The 17,422-nt window shown below is 40.1% G+C and carries 13 protein-coding genes; 1 reads left to right on the top strand and 12 read right to left on the bottom strand.

All coding sequences use genetic code 11. The features are described 5' to 3' along the window. Positions 1-247: 247 nt before the first annotated feature. From G6R02_RS06355 to citZ, 4 genes are all read right to left on the bottom strand, one after another. Positions 248-724, bottom strand: a complete 477-nt coding sequence (locus tag G6R02_RS06355) for a MaoC/PaaZ C-terminal domain-containing protein (RefSeq protein ID WP_205520069.1) — start codon at positions 722-724, stop codon at positions 248-250. Between the two features lie 146 nt (positions 725-870). Next, positions 871-1,809: a malate dehydrogenase gene (mdh, locus tag G6R02_RS06350; protein WP_164668397.1), complete on the bottom strand. Its 939-nt coding sequence runs from the start codon at positions 1,807-1,809 to the stop codon at positions 871-873. A gap of 114 nt (positions 1,810-1,923) precedes the next feature. Continuing rightward, positions 1,924-3,195 carry an NADP-dependent isocitrate dehydrogenase gene (gene icd / locus G6R02_RS06345; protein ID WP_164668396.1) on the bottom strand — a complete coding sequence of 424 codons (1,272 nt, stop codon included), beginning with the start codon at positions 3,193-3,195 and terminating at the stop codon, positions 1,924-1,926. A 118-nt stretch (positions 3,196-3,313) separates the two neighbouring features. Next, the gene (gene citZ / locus G6R02_RS06340) at positions 3,314-4,429 is read right to left on the bottom strand and encodes a citrate synthase (RefSeq protein ID WP_164668395.1); all 1,116 of its coding nucleotides are present in this window, start codon (positions 4,427-4,429) and stop codon (positions 3,314-3,316) included. Positions 4,430-4,728: 299 nt separating this feature from the next. On the opposite strand from citZ, the gene ytvI reads away from it, so the two are divergent. Beyond that, positions 4,729-5,838: a sporulation integral membrane protein YtvI gene (gene ytvI, locus G6R02_RS06335; RefSeq protein ID WP_164668394.1), complete on the top strand. Its 1,110-nt coding sequence runs from the start codon at positions 4,729-4,731 to the stop codon at positions 5,836-5,838. Between the two features lie 2 nt (positions 5,839-5,840). Here the strand turns inward: ytvI and G6R02_RS06330 are convergent, their stop codons facing one another. The 8 genes from G6R02_RS06330 to dnaE form a co-directional block, all read right to left on the bottom strand. Further along, positions 5,841-6,230 (bottom strand): FxsA family protein, encoded by a 390-nt coding sequence (locus G6R02_RS06330; protein WP_164668393.1) that lies wholly within the window; start codon positions 6,228-6,230, stop codon positions 5,841-5,843. Positions 6,231-7,087: 857 nt separating this feature from the next. Then, positions 7,088-8,848, bottom strand: a complete 1,761-nt coding sequence (gene pyk / locus G6R02_RS06325; RefSeq protein WP_164668392.1) for a pyruvate kinase — start codon at positions 8,846-8,848, stop codon at positions 7,088-7,090. Positions 8,849-8,869: 21 nt separating this feature from the next. After that, positions 8,870-9,829, bottom strand: a complete 960-nt coding sequence (pfkA, locus tag G6R02_RS06320) for a 6-phosphofructokinase (protein WP_164668391.1) — start codon at positions 9,827-9,829, stop codon at positions 8,870-8,872. 121 nt (positions 9,830-9,950) lie between these two features. After that, the gene (gene accA / locus G6R02_RS06315; RefSeq protein ID WP_425509066.1) at positions 9,951-10,895 is read right to left on the bottom strand and encodes an acetyl-CoA carboxylase carboxyl transferase subunit alpha; all 945 of its coding nucleotides are present in this window, start codon (positions 10,893-10,895) and stop codon (positions 9,951-9,953) included. Between the two features lie 8 nt (positions 10,896-10,903). Beyond that, the gene (gene accD, locus G6R02_RS06310; protein ID WP_164668389.1) at positions 10,904-11,764 is read right to left on the bottom strand and encodes an acetyl-CoA carboxylase, carboxyltransferase subunit beta; all 861 of its coding nucleotides are present in this window, start codon (positions 11,762-11,764) and stop codon (positions 10,904-10,906) included. A gap of 129 nt (positions 11,765-11,893) precedes the next feature. Continuing rightward, positions 11,894-12,517 (bottom strand): FadR/GntR family transcriptional regulator, encoded by a 624-nt coding sequence (locus G6R02_RS06305; RefSeq protein ID WP_343032898.1) that lies wholly within the window; start codon positions 12,515-12,517, stop codon positions 11,894-11,896. 23 nt (positions 12,518-12,540) lie between these two features. Beyond that, entirely contained in the window at positions 12,541-13,812 is a 1,272-nt protein-coding gene (gene ystJ / locus G6R02_RS06300; protein WP_164668388.1) for an NADP-dependent malic enzyme, read from the bottom strand. Positions 13,813-13,952: 140 nt separating this feature from the next. Next, positions 13,953-17,303 (bottom strand): DNA polymerase III subunit alpha, encoded by a 3,351-nt coding sequence (dnaE, locus tag G6R02_RS06295; RefSeq protein ID WP_164668387.1) that lies wholly within the window; start codon positions 17,301-17,303, stop codon positions 13,953-13,955. Between the last annotated feature and the right edge of the window lie 119 nt (positions 17,304-17,422).

The following is a 17,422-nucleotide window of genomic DNA, read 5'->3' as shown; positions in this document are numbered from 1 at the left end:
TGATGAAGGGCATGTATTTCCTCCGCTGGATATTACTCAAATGTCTTGGTAAAATAGCGAAATTATCATTGTAATGGATAAAGCGGAACTTTTATACTAGTAGTTGTAATATGCGAGACTCCTACGGGAAGAACAAGCTAGGCATATGATTAATGAATGTGTAAAACCGGTTTTCAATATAATTCATATTAAAACATTCAAAAATAAAAATACTACCACCAATTTCGGTGATAGTATCGCAGGATTATTAAAAGAAGTTTTCCAATGAAGCCCCTGTTATCGATTCCGGTTCATATGCTGGACATACATTAAGCTTACCCTGTAATACTTCATCCCCATCTTTGTCATAACCTACCACAGACAATGTGACCCGATGATTTTCCTGGTCAATATTAATGATTTCAATTGTGAATTTTACCTCAGAGTAGTGAAAAACGGGTTTAGGGAAAGTCATCTCGTGCTGTGTGATGTGACTTCCCGGTCCAGGCAAATGCATGGAGACAATCGAAGATACCATCCCGAATAACATGACAGATGGAACAATCGGCTGCTTATAAGGGGTCTGAGATGCATAGTCATGTTGAATATACAACGGATTTGCATCATTTGTTAAGCCTAAATATAATAACAAATCTTTGTCCTCGATGATTTTTGATGCTGTGTATGAATCCCCTATTTGCAGATCATTAATTTTCTTTCCAAGCTTTCTTTTTTTGCCAATCACGGTTTCCACCTCCATATATGTAAGCGTTTACTATTATATCAGAAAAATAAGTTTATCACTAATTAATTTTCAGGTGAAATTGATTTTTTCAATCTTATTTAATAAAAAACTTCTTTCCACCAATATCGGCGAAAAGAAGTCTTTAATTACTTTAATACATTCAATACATTTTTCACTGAATCTGCTGATTTGTCCAATGCTGCTTTTTCATCGTCGTTTAAATCAAGTTCGATAATTTCTTCCAGACCATTTCCGCCAATTACTGTTGGAACACCGAGATAAATATCGCTGTATCCATATTCTCCTTCAAGGTATGCGATTGAAGGAAGTACGCGGCGCTGATCTTTCAGGATTGCTTCAGCCATAACAGTTAAGGAAGCGGCTGGTGCGTAGTATGCACTGCCATTACCCAGTAGACCAACGATTTCCCCTCCACCTTTACGGGTTCGCTCAACGATCTCGTCAAGCCGGTCTTTGGAAATCAGATTTTCTAGCGGAATTCCGCCGGCATAGGAATAACGGATTAATGGAACCATATCATCACCGTGTCCGCCAAGAACAAATCCGGTAATATCTTTAACTGACAGATTCAATTCCTCAGCAACAAATGTGCGGAACCGTGCTGTATCCAGTACACCGGATTGACCGATGACCCGTTCTTTAGGGAACCCGGACGCTTTAAATACGGTGTATGTCATGGCATCAACCGGATTGGTCAATACGACAATCGTTGTTTCCGGTGAATATTTCACAATATCCTGTGTAACAGTTTTCATGATTTTAGCGTTTGTTTTTACTAAATCATCACGGCTCATACCAGGCTTACGAGCAATTCCGGCAGTAATAATGACTAGATCGGAGTCTTTTGTGTCTTCGTAGTTGGCAGTCCCGGTGACATTAGCATCAAAACCCTGAACAGGACTTGCTTCTTTCATATCCAAAGCTTTTCCTTTTGTCGGGTCTTCATTATCCGGAATATCAACCAGTACAATATCTCCAAGTTCCTTTTGCGCCATCATTAATGCTGTTGTAGCACCAGTGAAACCGGAGCCGATTACGGAAATTTTCTTACGTTTAATTGCCATGTCCATTCTCCTTCCAATGGCGGAAAAATTAAATTGCCGTATTTAAGTAATATTAATCCCTTGCGTATGCCAATACAGGCGTTGCCACATACTGCAGCAACGCCTGTAAGAGCATTAATCCATATTTTTAATTAGCTCATCGCCGAATTCGGACGTTTTTACTTCTGTTGCACCGTCCATCATGCGTGCGAAGTCATACGTAACAACTTTGGAAGCAATCGTTTTATCCATTGCCTTCGTGATCAGATTTGCTGCTTCTCTCCACTCGAGATGTTCGAGCATTAATACTGCTGAAAGAATTACGGATGATGGATTTACTTTATCCATACCAGCATATTTAGGAGCAGTACCGTGTGTTGCTTCGAAAATTGCATGGCCAGTGTCATAGTTGATGTTTGCTCCTGGCGCAATTCCGATTCCGCCTACCTGTGCAGCAAGCGCATCTGAAATATAGTCACCATTCAGGTTCATCGTTGCAACAACATCAAATTCCTTAGGACGAGTCAGAATCTGCTGCAGGAAGATGTCAGCAATTGCATCTTTTACAAGAAGTTTCCCTGCTGCCAATGCTTCATCCTGTGCTTTATTTGCTTCCTCTTTTCCGTCTTTTTCTACGATACGGTCGTATTCAGCCCATGTAAACACTTTGTCACCGTATTCCTGTTCAGCAACTTCATATCCCCACGCTTTGAATGAACCTTCCGTAAATTTCATGATGTTACCTTTATGTACTAGAGTAACATTACGGCGACCTTCATTTAGTGCATACTCAATTGCAGAACGTACAAGACGCTTCGTACCTTCCTCAGATACCGGCTTAACGCCGATTCCGGAAGTTTCAGGGAAACGGATATTATTAACGTTCATTTCATTTTTCAAAAAGTCGATTACTTTCTTCACTTCATCAGAGCCTTTTTGCCACTCGATACCTGCATAAATATCCTCTGTATTTTCACGGAAAATAACCATGTCAACATCTTCCGGATGCTTAACCGGGGATGGAACGCCGCTGAAATAGCGAACAGGACGCAAGCAAGTGAACAGATCCAATTCCTGACGCAGTGCAACGTTTAAGGAACGAATTCCCCCACCGATTGGTGTTGTTAATGGTCCTTTAATTGCAATTTTATATTTGTCGATCATATCAAGTGTATCCTGAGGCAGCCACTCACCTGTTTTATCATAAGCTTTCTGGCCTGCATATACTTCAGTCCACTGAATTTCCTTTTCACCGTTATATGCTTTCTCGACTGCAGCTTCAATTACGTTACGCGCAGAAGCCCAAATATCCGGACCAGTTCCATCTCCTTCAATGAATGGAACGATTGGCTTATTTGGAACGGTCATTTTACCATTCTCAACTGTGATTTTTTCTCCTTGAGTCATAAATATACCTCCTAGTCATCTTCTTGCATAGTTATTTTATCATAATATTGATTTTACTGATAACCCGCAGTTGACAAACACCTGCCATCGTAGTATCCGGGGTTACCGGCATTATGACTTAGCGATTTTCGATTTTTACATATTCCTGTGTTTTAGGTCCGACATATTCGGCACGTGGACGAATTAAGCGGTTGTTATCATATTGTTCCAGGATATGTGCCAACCAGCCTGATACACGGCTTGTTGCAAAAATTGGCGTGAACAAATCATGGTCAATACCAAGACTGTGGTAAACGGATGCTGAATAAAAATCAACGTTGGCCGGAAGACCCTTTTCCTCTTTGATGAACTCTTCAATTTTAACGGACATATTATACCACTTTGATTGCCCGGATGTTTCCGTTAACTCCTTGGACATGCGTTTTAAATGTTTAGCACGAGGATCGCCATTTTTATAAACACGGTGTCCCATACCCATTATTTTTTCTTTGTTAGCTATTTTTTCTTTAATGTACGGAATGGCATTTTCTTCCTCGCCAATCTCTGTCAGCATTGCCATAACACGCTCGTTGGCGCCACCGTGCAATGGACCTTTCAATGCACCGATTGCAGCGGTTACACCGGAATAAACATCTGAGAGTGTAGCAACACATACACGTGCCGTGAATGTTGACGCATTCAATTCATGGTCAGCATGAAGCACAAGCGCTTTATTGATTGCTTCAATTTCAACATCTTTTGCTTCTTCGCCGTTTAACATGTAAAGGAAGTTCGCAGCAAAACTTAAGTCTTTCTTCGGTTTAACCGGATCTTTCCCTTTGCGGATACGTGCAAAAGCGGTAACTATTGTTGCAATTTTCGCTTGCAGACGGATGGCCTTTCGCTTATTTGCTTCTGTTTCCATCACATCTGCCTCTTCATCATACAGTCCGAGGATGGAAACTGCAGAACGCAATGCAGCCATTGGATGTACAGTTGATAAATCATAGGAACGCAAATGATCAATAACAGCCTCAGGCAACTCCATATTGGATGCCAGGTCTGCTTTAAATGCGTCCAATTCCTGTTTTGCAGGAAGTTTTAAATTCCACAATAAATAAACTACCTCTTCAAAACTTGAATTCTCTGCTAAATCATCAATTGTATAACCAACATATGTAAGTTGATCATCAATAATAGAACTAATTGACGACTGAGTTGCGACAACCCCTTCAAGACCTTTAGTTGTTGCCATAACAAACCCTCTCCTTTTTCTATAAATTGTTCATTAACTTAGAATAAATTAATTGGTAATTACATTTGACAATATTCTGTAAAAAATAACATTGCCATCTCCATCAACAATTATAAAGTATTATGAACATAATGTGAATTGAAACCGATTAAATTCAGCAATATTTTTATTTCGGAAATACCATCAATATTTAAATTATTCTGCTTTACTGCAAGAATTTTCTAACTCATGTCTATTTTTTCCTCACTCGTCATATATAAATAGTACAAGCTTGAAATGGCAGGCGTGGGGGGTTCTGTTTGTATAAGCAAAGGTTATATCAGGTGTTAAGGTTCTTTGTCATTGTGGTTAGTCTTGTTTTTATTTATTTTATTTTACAAAATACCTTTTCATATATTTACCCGTTTGTACTCGCGGTTATTCTTTCATTGTTTCTTAACCCGATCGTCACATTCCTGGAAGAAAAAATAAAAGTTCCAAGAGTACTGGCAACCATTTTGGTAATGATTGTTGCATTACTATTATTTATCGGATTGGTTATCTTTATTATTGCTGAATTAGTTCAGGGTACAACATATCTGGCGGAAAAAATACCTGCCCATTTTCAAACAATTGTATTTATTGCAGAAGATTTGATAGATGAACATCTCCTTCCACTATATCATAAACTTACTTCATTTTTTAATACATTGAGTCCCGGACAGCAGGAAGCTATCAGTGAAAACCTGAAACAAATCCTGGAACAATTCAGATCATTTGGCACAAATTTTCTGCAGCATATTCTGCTGCAGATTCCAGTTGCATTAACTTTGCTTCCTGAATCATTTACAGTCCTGATATTTATTATTCTGGGTACGTTTATTATTACAAACGACTGGCATGGACTCGTTGAAAGTGTAAAAAAAATAATCCCTCAATCGGTTCATGAAACCGGCAAAGCTGTTTGGGATCATTTAAAAAAAGCTGTTTTTGGTTTTTTTAAGGCACAGTTAGTACTCATTTTACTTACCGCAATTACTATTTTTACAGGACTGGTTATTTTCAAAGTGGATCATGCCCTTACAATTACAATATTTGCTGCACTGGTCGATGTCCTGCCTTTATTGGGAACCGGAATTATTTTTATTCCGTGGATTCTCTATTTGTTTTTGACTGGCGACTATTCCATGACTATCTCAATATCCATTTTATATATGATTGTTGTAATTCAGCGACAATTGCTTGAACCGAAAATAGTATCCAGTAATATTGGTTTGAACCCGCTTGCAGCATTGATCGCATTATTCGCCGGGGTTCAAATCTGGGGGGTACTCGGTTTGTTTTTTGGTCCAATGGTGCTAATATTTGGGAACGCGTTGTACAAAGCAGGCGTTTTTCATCATATATGGTATTTTATTAGGGGAACATAGTACTACCATCTGCGGTAAATAATTTTCCCTTTATTTATCCGGTCTTTTATAAATCGCTGAAGCATTAATTTGAATGGCCCCCTGGTAACTGGCAACACTAAAATAAAACCTGCCGTATCTGTGATGAACCCAGGCGAAAATAGAAATACTGCTCCGACAAATATACATATTCCGTCCACAATTTCGGCAGCAGGTACCTGTCCGTAGTTCATCGATTGCTGTGCACGGCGCCAAGTCTCCAGTCCCTGATTTCTGGCAATTGTTACGCCCAGGGCACCGGTAAATAATATTAAACCAACAACCCACCACGGGCCAATGATACCACCAATCCAAATAAAGACGCCGATTTCCATAGCAGGTAAAACTAAAAGTGCGAGTAATAACCAGCGCATAACGCTTCCCCCCCTTTTCAAAAAAGAAGGGAATTCCCTTCTTTTTTTATCTATTTATCAATTACTCAACTTTCGCATCAATAAAATAGTTTTTTCTGATTAATGTGGCATACATGGAACGTTTCTAATCGTTTCCTTGACAACCTAGTAGACATAAAAGCTGTATTGGAAAAGATTGTTTTTGCACAAAAGATATAAAATGCGCAGTAACTGTTGGAATATAAATAAAGACTTCTCGCCCCTACGTCCGGAATCGCTCCGGGCGGATGCTTTCACACCTCCGGGTACCAAGGCGACATCTGCTCAAAAATTCTTTTTTCGCAGTGTCTTATTAGCCGCGGGCACGGCCTCAGCCTCCTCGAGAAGGGTGCTCGTCGTGTTGCGAGTGTTTTCAGAGAAGCAGCACTCCTCGCAACTCGTAGCATATTCGGTGGATGTTTCGCTCGTCACTCTGCGGGGTCTTCGGACTCGTGCTGTTCCCACAGGAGTCACCGCCCTCCGCTCACCCGGACTAGTGAAGTGTTATCCTGTGTGTTTTATCCCGTTTCCTACTCCAACCAATAGTTCATAGACGTAGAACCTAGCGGAGGAAATACACGGAGACTCCTGTGGGAGCAGAGGCCTAGATGAGACTCCGCAGCGACGAAGGAGCAAGGAGGCTCATCAGCCGCCCACGGAAAGCGAAGTGTATTTCCGGAGCGGTGGTCTAACACTCATCTAAAGTTACTGCGCATTATATATCAAATACGTAATAAAACAATGAACCGTTAATCCAAAGTCAACTTGGGTAGTGTATCTCCAACCTTCTTTACTTTCAAGACTTGTGTGTCCATTTCACGCTGCGAAAGTTTAATCAATTATAATACACTTGCATGTCCTTTATAAATATCACCTTTGGCTCCATCAATGGTAATATCTTCTCCATCGTTAATAAGATCAAATACATTTTTCACACCGACTACTACCGGGATTCCAAGGCTCAGTCCGACCACTGCCGCATGGGATGTCAGGCCGCCTTCCTCGGTTACAATACCTGCAGCCTTTTCTATCGCAGGCATCATGTCACGGTCCGTACCATATGTTACTAGAATATCTTCTTCCTTAACTTTTTCCAGTGCTTCTCTCGTATTTTTGGCAACGACCGCCTTACCATAAGCGCTCCTGCGGCCAATACCTTGTCCTTTTGCCATAACATCGCCTATCACATGCACTTTCATCAGATTAGTTGTTCCACTTTCGCCAACCGGAACACCTGCCGTTATAAGAACCCTGCTGCCACGCTCAAAAAGATTTGTGCTTAGGCCACTGTCAACAGCTATATCCAGCATTTCATCGGTTGAGTGTGCCTCCTCACCCATTGTGGCGTGAACACCCCAAACCAATGCCAGTTGACGGTTAACCTGTTCGGAAAAAGTGACTGCAACAATTGGTGCCTTTGGACGGTACTTGGCAATCATACGGGCTGTATGTCCACTTTCTGTTGGTGTTAAAATGGCGTTGACAGACAGGTTCATTGCCGTATGGGTGACTGACTGGCTGATTGCCTCCGTAATCGTCATATCAACGGTTTTGGAACGATTAGTCAAAATCATTTTATGATCAAGGCCGGTTTCTGCCTTTAACGCGATGCTGCTCATTGTCTGTACAGATTCCACCGGATAATTTCCTGCTGCGGTTTCACCTGAGAGCATGATAGCATCTGTTCCGTCAAAAATGGCGTTTGCCACGTCAGATGCCTCAGCACGTGTTGGCCGTGGATTACGCTGCATCGAATCTAACATTTGCGTAGCGGTAATAACTGGTTTTCCAACTTCATTACACTTTGCTATTAGTTTCTTTTGAACTAATGGAACGTCTTCAGCTGGAATTTCCACACCAAGGTCTCCACGAGCAACCATCAGACCATCGCTGACTTCTAAAATAGATTCAATATTGTCAACGCCTTCCTGGTTTTCTATTTTAGGGACAATTCGAATATGTGTAGCATTATGTTTTTCCAATAATTCTTTAATTTCCAGAATATCTGATGGACGGCGAACAAACGAGGCAGCAATAAAGTCTACACCCTGTTCAATTCCAAATTCGATATCTTTTGCGTCCTTTTCTGTAATACCGGGTAAATTAACACTTACATTTGGTACATTAACACCTTTTTTGTTCTTAATCGTACCAGAGTTTAATGCCTTTGTTTTAATTTCATTGTTTATATTGTCAACTTCCAATACTTCCAATTCAATTAAACCATCATCCAAAAGTATTTTTGAGCCTTCATGAATATCATTAATTAGTCCTTTATACGTAATGGAAAAACGTTCAGCAGTGCCTTCCACTTCATCCATTGCTACATATACAATGCTGTCCTGGGTTAATTCGGCTTCACCATTTTTAAAAGAACCCGTTCGTATTTCAGGCCCTTTTGTATCCAACAGAATAGCTACCGTTTTACCCATTCTGTCTGCCGCTTCTTTTATATTTTTGATTCGGCCGCCGTGCTCTTCAAAATCACCGTGTGAAAAATTCAGGCGTGCAACGTTCATTCCCGATTCAATTAATTGCTCCAAAACTTCAATAGATTCAGAAGCAGGACCAATCGTACAAACGATTTTAGTTTTTCGCACTTTCTTCCTCCTCTTTCCTGTTTATATAGATAATTCTTTTGATAGTTGGTACATTTCCTGATTAATTGTATGTTCTTTCGATAAGATTTCCAAAATATTGTGATCAACAAGCTGGTTATTTTGAATTCCTACCATTCTGCCTTCCCTGCCTGATATCAATAAATCCACTGCTTTCGCACCAAAACGGCTCGCCAATACACGGTCAGAGGCAGTTGGAGAACCACCGCGCTGAATATGTCCTAAAACAGTCACTCTGGTTTCCAGATTTGTTGCTTCCTGAATTTTTTCCCCATACGAAAATCCACTGCCAACACCCTCAGCCAGAATGATAATACTGTGTTTTTTTCCTCGTTCATGCCCGCGCTTCAGACGTTCAACTACATCCTGAAAGTCATCCTGTTTTTCGGGAATGAGAATACTCTCTGCCCCATCTGCAAGTCCTGCCCAAAGTGCAAGGTCGCCGGCGTCTCTCCCCATCACTTCAATAACGTATGTACGTTCATGAGACGTCGCAGTATCACGAATTTTATCAATTGCTTCGATAATTGTATTTAATGCCGTATCAAAACCAATCGTAAAATCAGTTCCGGAAATATCGTTGTCAATCGTACCGGGAATACCGATACACGGGTATCCCTTTTCAGTCAGTTTCTGTGCACCACGGAAACTGCCGTCTCCACCAATTACAATTAACCCTTCGATCCCTTTCTTTTTCAACTGTTCAATACCCTGCTGCTGACCTTCATCTGTTTTGAAAGCTTCACAACGTGCAGAACGCAATATTGTTCCGCCACGCTGGATGATATCACCAACAGATCCGATATCCATTTTTTCTATATTACCGTCAATCAGACCTTGAAAACCATTTTTAACTGCATAAACTTCCATACCGTGGTAGATAGCTTTTCTGACGACGGCACGTATTGCTGCATTCATTCCGGGTGCATCGCCACCGCTGGTCAAAACACCAATTTTCTCCATACTTTCACCTCGTATCCTACATTATTTCTATTACAAAGATAATTGGAATCAGCAAAAATATCAATTATTTAAACATCTGTATAACGACCAAGAGGCTGACAATAGTCAACCTCATTTACGATTATATCTCCTTATATTCCCCTATTTCCTTATATTTTTCCCATCTCTTTTCAAGTAATTCATCAGATGGCACTAAGTCAAAGTGGTTTAATGATTTATCCAATACAGCCTTTATATTTTCAGCCTGCTGCTTTACATCACGATGTGCTCCGCCTTTTGGCTCCGGAATAATCTGATCCACAACACCTAATTCTTTCAGATCATATGAAGTAATTTTCATCGTTTCTGCCGCTTGTTGGGCCTGACCTGAATCTTTCCACAGTAAAGCTGCAGCACCCTCTGGTGAGATAACAGAATACGTGGAGTTTTCCAGCATGTGAATATGATCACCAACACCTAAAGCGAGCGCACCACCGCTTCCGCCTTCACCAATAACAATACAAATAATCGGAACCGTCAATCCGGCCATTTCCATTAAGTTCCTGGCAATTGCTTCACTCTGACCTCGTTCTTCAGCAGCTTTACCGGGGTATGCCCCCTTCGTATCAATAAAACATATAATCGGGCGATTAAACTTCTCTGCCTGGCGCATATGCCGTAATGCTTTTCGATAGCCTTCAGGGTGTGGCATGCCAAAGTTTCTCCGGATGTTTTCTTTTGTATCCTTACCACGCTGATGGCCGATTACCGTTACAGGTTTATCCTGATAAAAAGCAACCCCGGATACAATAGCAGCATCATCACCGTAAAGCCGGTCACCATGAAATTCAATGAAGTCTGTAAATAATTCCTCAATATAATCCAATGTGGTTGGACGTTCCTGATGCCTTGCCATTTGTACACGATTCCAAGGGCTTAAGTTTCCGTAAATATCATCTTCCAATGCCTCGAGGCGTTTTTCAAGCGTACTGATTTCTTCCGTTAAATCAATATCACTATCACTTGTAAATTTCTTTAATTCCGTAATTTTCTCCTTGAGATTAACAATTGGTTTTTCAAAATCCATTACTTGCTTCACGAGATTCCCCCACCCTTCTGATGGATTGAAAGTAAACGGCATAGAAGAGTTTTCATCTCATGCCGATGAACAACTTTGTCCAATTGGCCGTGTTTCAGCAAAAACTCTGCCGTTTGGAAATCCTCAGGAAGCTTTTCCCGAATGGTTTGTTCAATAATACGCCGTCCGGCAAAACCAATTAAAGCACCAGGTTCAGCAAAGTTATAGTCACCTAGTGAAGCAAAGCTTGCCGAAACCCCCCCGGTAGTCGGGTGAGTCATTACTGAAATCATCAATCCACCTGCTTCAGAAAAACGTTTTATCGCAACCGACGTTTTTGTCATTTGCATTAAACTCAGGACACCTTCCTGCATTCTTGCACCACCAGAAGCAGTGAAAATAATAAATGGCAGTGACTCCATCTTAGCTTTTTCAATTGCTCGGGCAATCTTTTCACCCATTACGGATCCCATACTGCCCATACGAAAGCTTGCATCCATTACTGCAAAAGCAGTTTGCTGCCCTTCAATAGAACCTTTACCAGTCACTACACCTTCATTGAGTCCTGTCTTTTTACGGTCTTTTTCCACTTTTTCTTCATACCCGGGAAATCCCAATGGGTTGGTAGTTGCCAATTGCTTGTCCCATTCAACAAAGGTGCCCTCATCAAATAGACCATTAATACGTTCCCAGGCCGTTAATGGATGATGGTAATCACAATTCGGGCATACATTTACATTTTTATTCATTTCTTTTCGATAATAAATCTTATGGCAATGATTACATTTCTTCATTAAACCTTCTGGTACATCCAGTTTACCTTGTTCACTCGGAATGGATGCGTATTTCTTTTTCTTGCCAAAAAAATCCTTAAGCAAGGTGATTCCTCCTTTTCCTACAAACCAAACCCATACAACAAACAGGAAATAAAACCTCAAGTTGCCTTTATATACTATACCGAAGCCCAAATGAAAAAGGTGTCAAAATATGTCTGGATGATTAAATTATTATCGTGTTGGTACGTTTTCAAATAACCCCTCTATCATTTCAAAATTCCTTGTTTTATAGAGTTGGATTAATTTCAAGTAGAAAGTATCTTCATAACTCAATTTAGTAATCGTGTTGGAGAATTCATCCATTAGTTCCCATATTTTAGTGAGCAACAGATTTTCAGCTTTCTTAAATAAATATTGAAAAAATACAACATGACGTTCATTTGGATTCATGTCCCGGTCATGGATAACGGAAAGCAGACTGTTTATGTCATTCTTATTCACATGATTATATGCCATTTTTGCCGCTTCTTTTTCCATGATTCGCTTAGCCAGCATCAAGTCGTTTCTTGTATTGTTTTCCCTCAAAATGAACGATGCCAGTAATTCAACTGTCTGGTATGGGCGATACGTACTTAAATACGTTCCCTCACCATGCCTTGTTTCAATTAACCCTAAAAGTTCCATCGCACGTAATGCTTCCCGAATTGACGATCTTCCAGCCTGCAGTCTTTCGGACAATTCACGTTCTGACGGCAGTTTATCCCCAGGTACCAAATCATTACTGTCAATAAACTTCCGAAGCTCCTGTAAGACGCCTTGATATACCTTCTGTTTAGGTGACATGGACACAGCCATGTTTCACTCCTTTAAACTTGTCATTATTCATCCTCAATGTTTGTCAGCATTCGTGTTTTTTCAGCGACACTTTCAGGGTCAACCTCAATTCTTGCCACACCTGATTCCATGGCAGCCTTTGCAACACTTTTAGCCACAAGCGGGGCAACCCTTGAATCAAACGGGGCCGGAATCACGTAATCTTCATTTAATTCCGCATCAGTAATAAGAGAGGCAATTCCTTCTGCAGCAGCAACCTTCATCTTCTCGTTAATCCGTGTTGCCCGCACATCTAATGCACCGCGAAAAATTCCCGGAAAGGCCAATACATTATTCACCTGGTTAGGAAAGTCCGAACGCCCTGTTCCAATAACTTTTGCTCCTGCTGCTTTAGCATCATCAGGCATAATCTCAGGATCCGGGTTAGCCATAGCAAAAATAATAGGATCATCATTCATTTTTTCGACCATATCTTTTGATAACAGACCTCCAACAGAAACACCGATAAATACATCTGCACCTTCGAGTATCTCTTCCAGTGATCCTTCTTTGTTATCTTTATTTGTCATTTTGGCAACCTGATCTTTCACATCATTCATGCCGTATGGTCTGCCTTCGAATATGGCTCCTTTTGAATCACACATGATCATATCACGCACGCCGAAGCTGTATAATAATTTTATAATAGCAATACCTGCTGCTCCTGCACCATTTGCCACAACTTTAATGTCAGAAAATGATTTCCCGGTTACTTTTAATGCATTAATTAATCCGGCTACAGTAACGATAGCTGTTCCGTGCTGATCATCATGAAAAATAGGAATGTTCGTTTCTTTTTTCAAACGTTCTTCAATAATAAAACAATTAGGTGCAGCTATATCTTCTAAATTAACTCCACCAAAAGTTGGTTCCATCAGTTTTACGGTTTGTACAATTTCTTCTACTTCGTGAGTCTGTAGACATATAGGAAAAGAGTCTACTCCTGCAAAACTTTTGAATAGAACCGATTTTCCTTCCATTACAGGCAGTGCCGCTTCAGCTCCAATATTACCCAGGCCAAGTACTGCAGAACCATCACTGACAACAGCAACCATGTTACCTTTCATTGTGTAATCATAGACAGTTTCCTTACGATCATGTATCTCTTTGCAAGGCTCAGCAACACCTGGAGAGTATGCCAGACTTAAATCCCGTGCATTACGCACCGGTACCTTCGACTCTGTAGATATTTTCCCTTTATTTAATTTATGCATATGCAATGCTTCGTCTCTTAAATTGGACACACTGCTCACTCCTTTATGTAGTAGAAATTGCATGTATTTCCTTACGGTGGTCTGACCACTTAACTATTTAATTATAACAGATGGGAAACATGTGTAAAGGAGAAACAAAAGCTAAGGCGACTGATCAGAAACCGTAGCTGGATGAAACAAAAGTGACAGATATCCGATCACTTTTAATCTTCCAATACTACATTATCATCACCAAAATGTTTCTTTAACACCTGTAAACAATCATTATCCGGATTTATCAGGTAATCCTGTGATAATTGATAAGTAGCTCTGTTCTCCTGATAGTACACAATGACAGGTGAATCACCTTTATGGCTCGTTACCGTTTCTTTAATAAAAGATAAGGCATTTTCATTATTCTGCTCAGTCAGCTTTATAAATAACCGTTGTTTCTTATTCTGGTCCCATTCATCATGATTGAAAGCCTTAATCTCTGAAAAAAGCCACTGACTTTGATTATTTCTTGCTTCAATGTTACCGCTGAAGGTAATAATCATGCCTTCTTCCAGCCACCTGTGAACATTCCGAAACAAATCAGGAAAAATAACTCCTTCCATATCCCCGGTTTCATCACCAATCGTGACGAAGGCCATTGGGTCACCTCGTTTTGTACGGATTTTCTTCATAGCCTGTACAATACCGGCACTTTTAACTTTTTTCTTCCCTATCATTTTTAGTGCCTTAGCCATCGATACATACCCACTATTAATCAAGGAACTGCGATAATTTGCTAATGGATGACTGGATATGTAAATACCGAGCAAATCCTTTTCATCACTAAGTTTTTTTGTCAGACTGAAATCTTCTATATCGACATATTCTGTTTCCATATCGAGCATATCCTGAAAAAGACTTGCCTGGTCTGTAAATTCCTTAAACAACTCCCCCTGCTCGAGAGCCCGGTCAATTGATGCCAGAAGACTGGCGCGGTTTTCATGTAATTCGTCAAATGATCCTGCCATAATAAGTATTTCCAGTGCTTGACGATTTACTACTTTCAGGGAAACGCGAAGGCAAAAGTCAAATAAACTCTTGAACGGACCATCTTTTCTCGTTTGAATTATTTCTTTAACTACCTGATTACCAATGCCTTTTATAGACATCAGTCCCATTCGAATGTTATCTTTCTCCACCGAATATTTGCCATAGCTTTTGTTGATTGACGGTGGTGCCAGCGTTATACCAAGCTCCTTCAATTCCTTAATATATGCATGCACTTTCTCCTGCTGGCTGGCAAAAGAACTTAATAACTCCGCAAAAAAGCCAGCGGGGAAATGTGCTTTTAAATAGGCAAGCTGATAGGATATCATACTGTATGCCACGGCATGGCTCCGGTTAAATCCATAGTTTGAAAACTTTACAATCCAATTAAATATTTCCTCTGCAGTATTTTCAGGATAACCATTTTGTAGACAACCTTGGATAAATGACTCTTTTTGCTCTTCCATAACTTGTTGTTGTTTTTTACTGACTGCCCGCCGTAAAATATCTGCTTCACCAAGTGAGAATCCGGCTATTTTATGGGCTATTTGCATAATTTGTTCCTGATAAATCAATACACCATATGTTTTTTCCAGAATTGGCTTCAGGTCAGGATGCGGGTATTCAACCTTTTCCTGCCCATGTTTACGGCTAATATAAACTGGAATATTCTCCATTGGGCCGGGACGAAATAAAGCATTCACAGCGACAATATCTTCAAACGTCGTCGGTTTAAGTCTTGTCAGAACCTGCTTCATCCCCTGTGACTCAAGCTGAAATACGCCATTCGTATTACCTTTTTGTAATAGTCTATATGTCTTTGAATCTTCTGCCGGAATTTCAGTTAAGTTTATTTGCTGTTTTGTTGAATATTCAATTGTTCGGATAATGCGCTCAAGTAAAGTCAAATTACGCAACCCGAGAAAATCCATTTTTAGTAGACCGATTGCTTCCAGGTCATTCATCGGAAATTGTGTTAAGTAAGTTTCATTTGCCCCAATTGTTAATGGCACATATTCGGTCAAGGACTTGTCACTTATCACAACACCGGCGGCATGGGTTGAGATATGTCTTGGCAGTCCTTCCAATTTTGCAGCTACCGCAAACAGTGCCTTCAATGGTGCAGATTGCTTGATATACTGCTGCAGGTCATTAGATTCTTTTACAAATTCGGTGATTGACTTCTTCGCCTGAACAGGTATTTCTTTTAAAATAAAATTGGCATCCTGCTGGTCAATTCCGATAGTTTTAATTAATTCCCGTAACAGGGAACGGGCTGCGAACGTACCAAACGTTATAATTTGTGCTACATGTTCATCCCCATATTTATGTCGGACGTATTCAATGACCTCATCACGTCGATGGTCGGAAAAATCAATGTCAATATCAGGCATTGTTACACGTTCAGGGTTAAGAAAACGTTCAAACAATAAATCATATTGGATTGGGTCAACTTCGGTAATTCCGAGTACATAGGAGACCAATGATCCCGCTGCAGACCCGCGCCCAGGTCCCACCAGTATTTTGTTTTCTTTTGCATAAGCAATAAAATCCCATACAATCAAAAAATAGTCACTGAACTGCATGGATTGAATAATATTAAGCTCATATGTTAACCGGTTGGCTATTTCTTCAGTAATATGTTCATATTTCTGCTCCAGATTTGTCCAGCATAATTTCTCCAAATATGTATGAGCGTCAAGTTGATCCGGAACAGGATAAGATGGCAGCATTCGTTTTTCAAAATCAAAGATTACATGACACTGATTTTTTATTTTTTCCGTGTTGCTAATCGCTTCTGGCCAATAAGCATGAAACACCTCTTCCATTTCCGCAGTCGAACGTAAATGACGCTGCCTAATAGACGGATCGGTGATTTTAAGTGACCATTTTTTGTCCTGCTTCATTGCACGCAAACAATCATACGCAATATCATCTTTTTCATTTAAATATCTGACATCATTCCAGGCTACTGCTGGTACTTGGTATATTTCATGAAATGCTTTAACCGAATTGTTAACTTTTCTTTCCGTTTCCAGTCCATGATTCTGAATTCCTAAATAGAAATCTCCCTGCTGAAACATTCCCCATGATGTGTCGAGGTATGCTTTTATTTTGTCGTGTGTTTCTGTCAGTAACAGTGTTTCCATTTTTGTATCAATTGTTGCCAGGATACAAATTAAATGAGAACTGTATTTTTCCAGTTCGGATAACTCGATACTGTTTTTTTGGGATAATTGAATGCGAGTACTGATCTTAATAAGATTTTTATACCCATCATTATTTTTAGCCAATAGAATGCAGGCTTCTGTTTCCTCATTAACAGTTACATCTGCGGACATGCCAATAATCGGTTTGATTCCATTTGCTTTACATGCTTTGTAAAAAGGGATAGCACCGTAAAGAACATGTTCATCTGTTAATGCAATTGCGTCAAAATTTAGTTCACGCGCTTTATCGGCTAATTTATCAATTGTGATGGTGCTGTTCATAAGGCTGTAGCCGCTGCGTACCTGTAAATGTGTAAATGACATACTACCCCTCCTTCATATACTTCTAACTAATATTATAGCTAAACTGTATAACAACTGCATTATATTACCCTCTTCCTATCGTGCATCATAACATATCTTGTCCATTTTAATCATAGAAT

The sequence above is a fragment of the Virgibacillus doumboii genome, from assembly GCF_902806455.1.
Taxonomy (GTDB): domain Bacteria; phylum Bacillota; class Bacilli; order Bacillales; family Amphibacillaceae; genus Lentibacillus; species Lentibacillus doumboii.
This window is presented reverse-complemented; position numbering and strand designations above follow the sequence as displayed.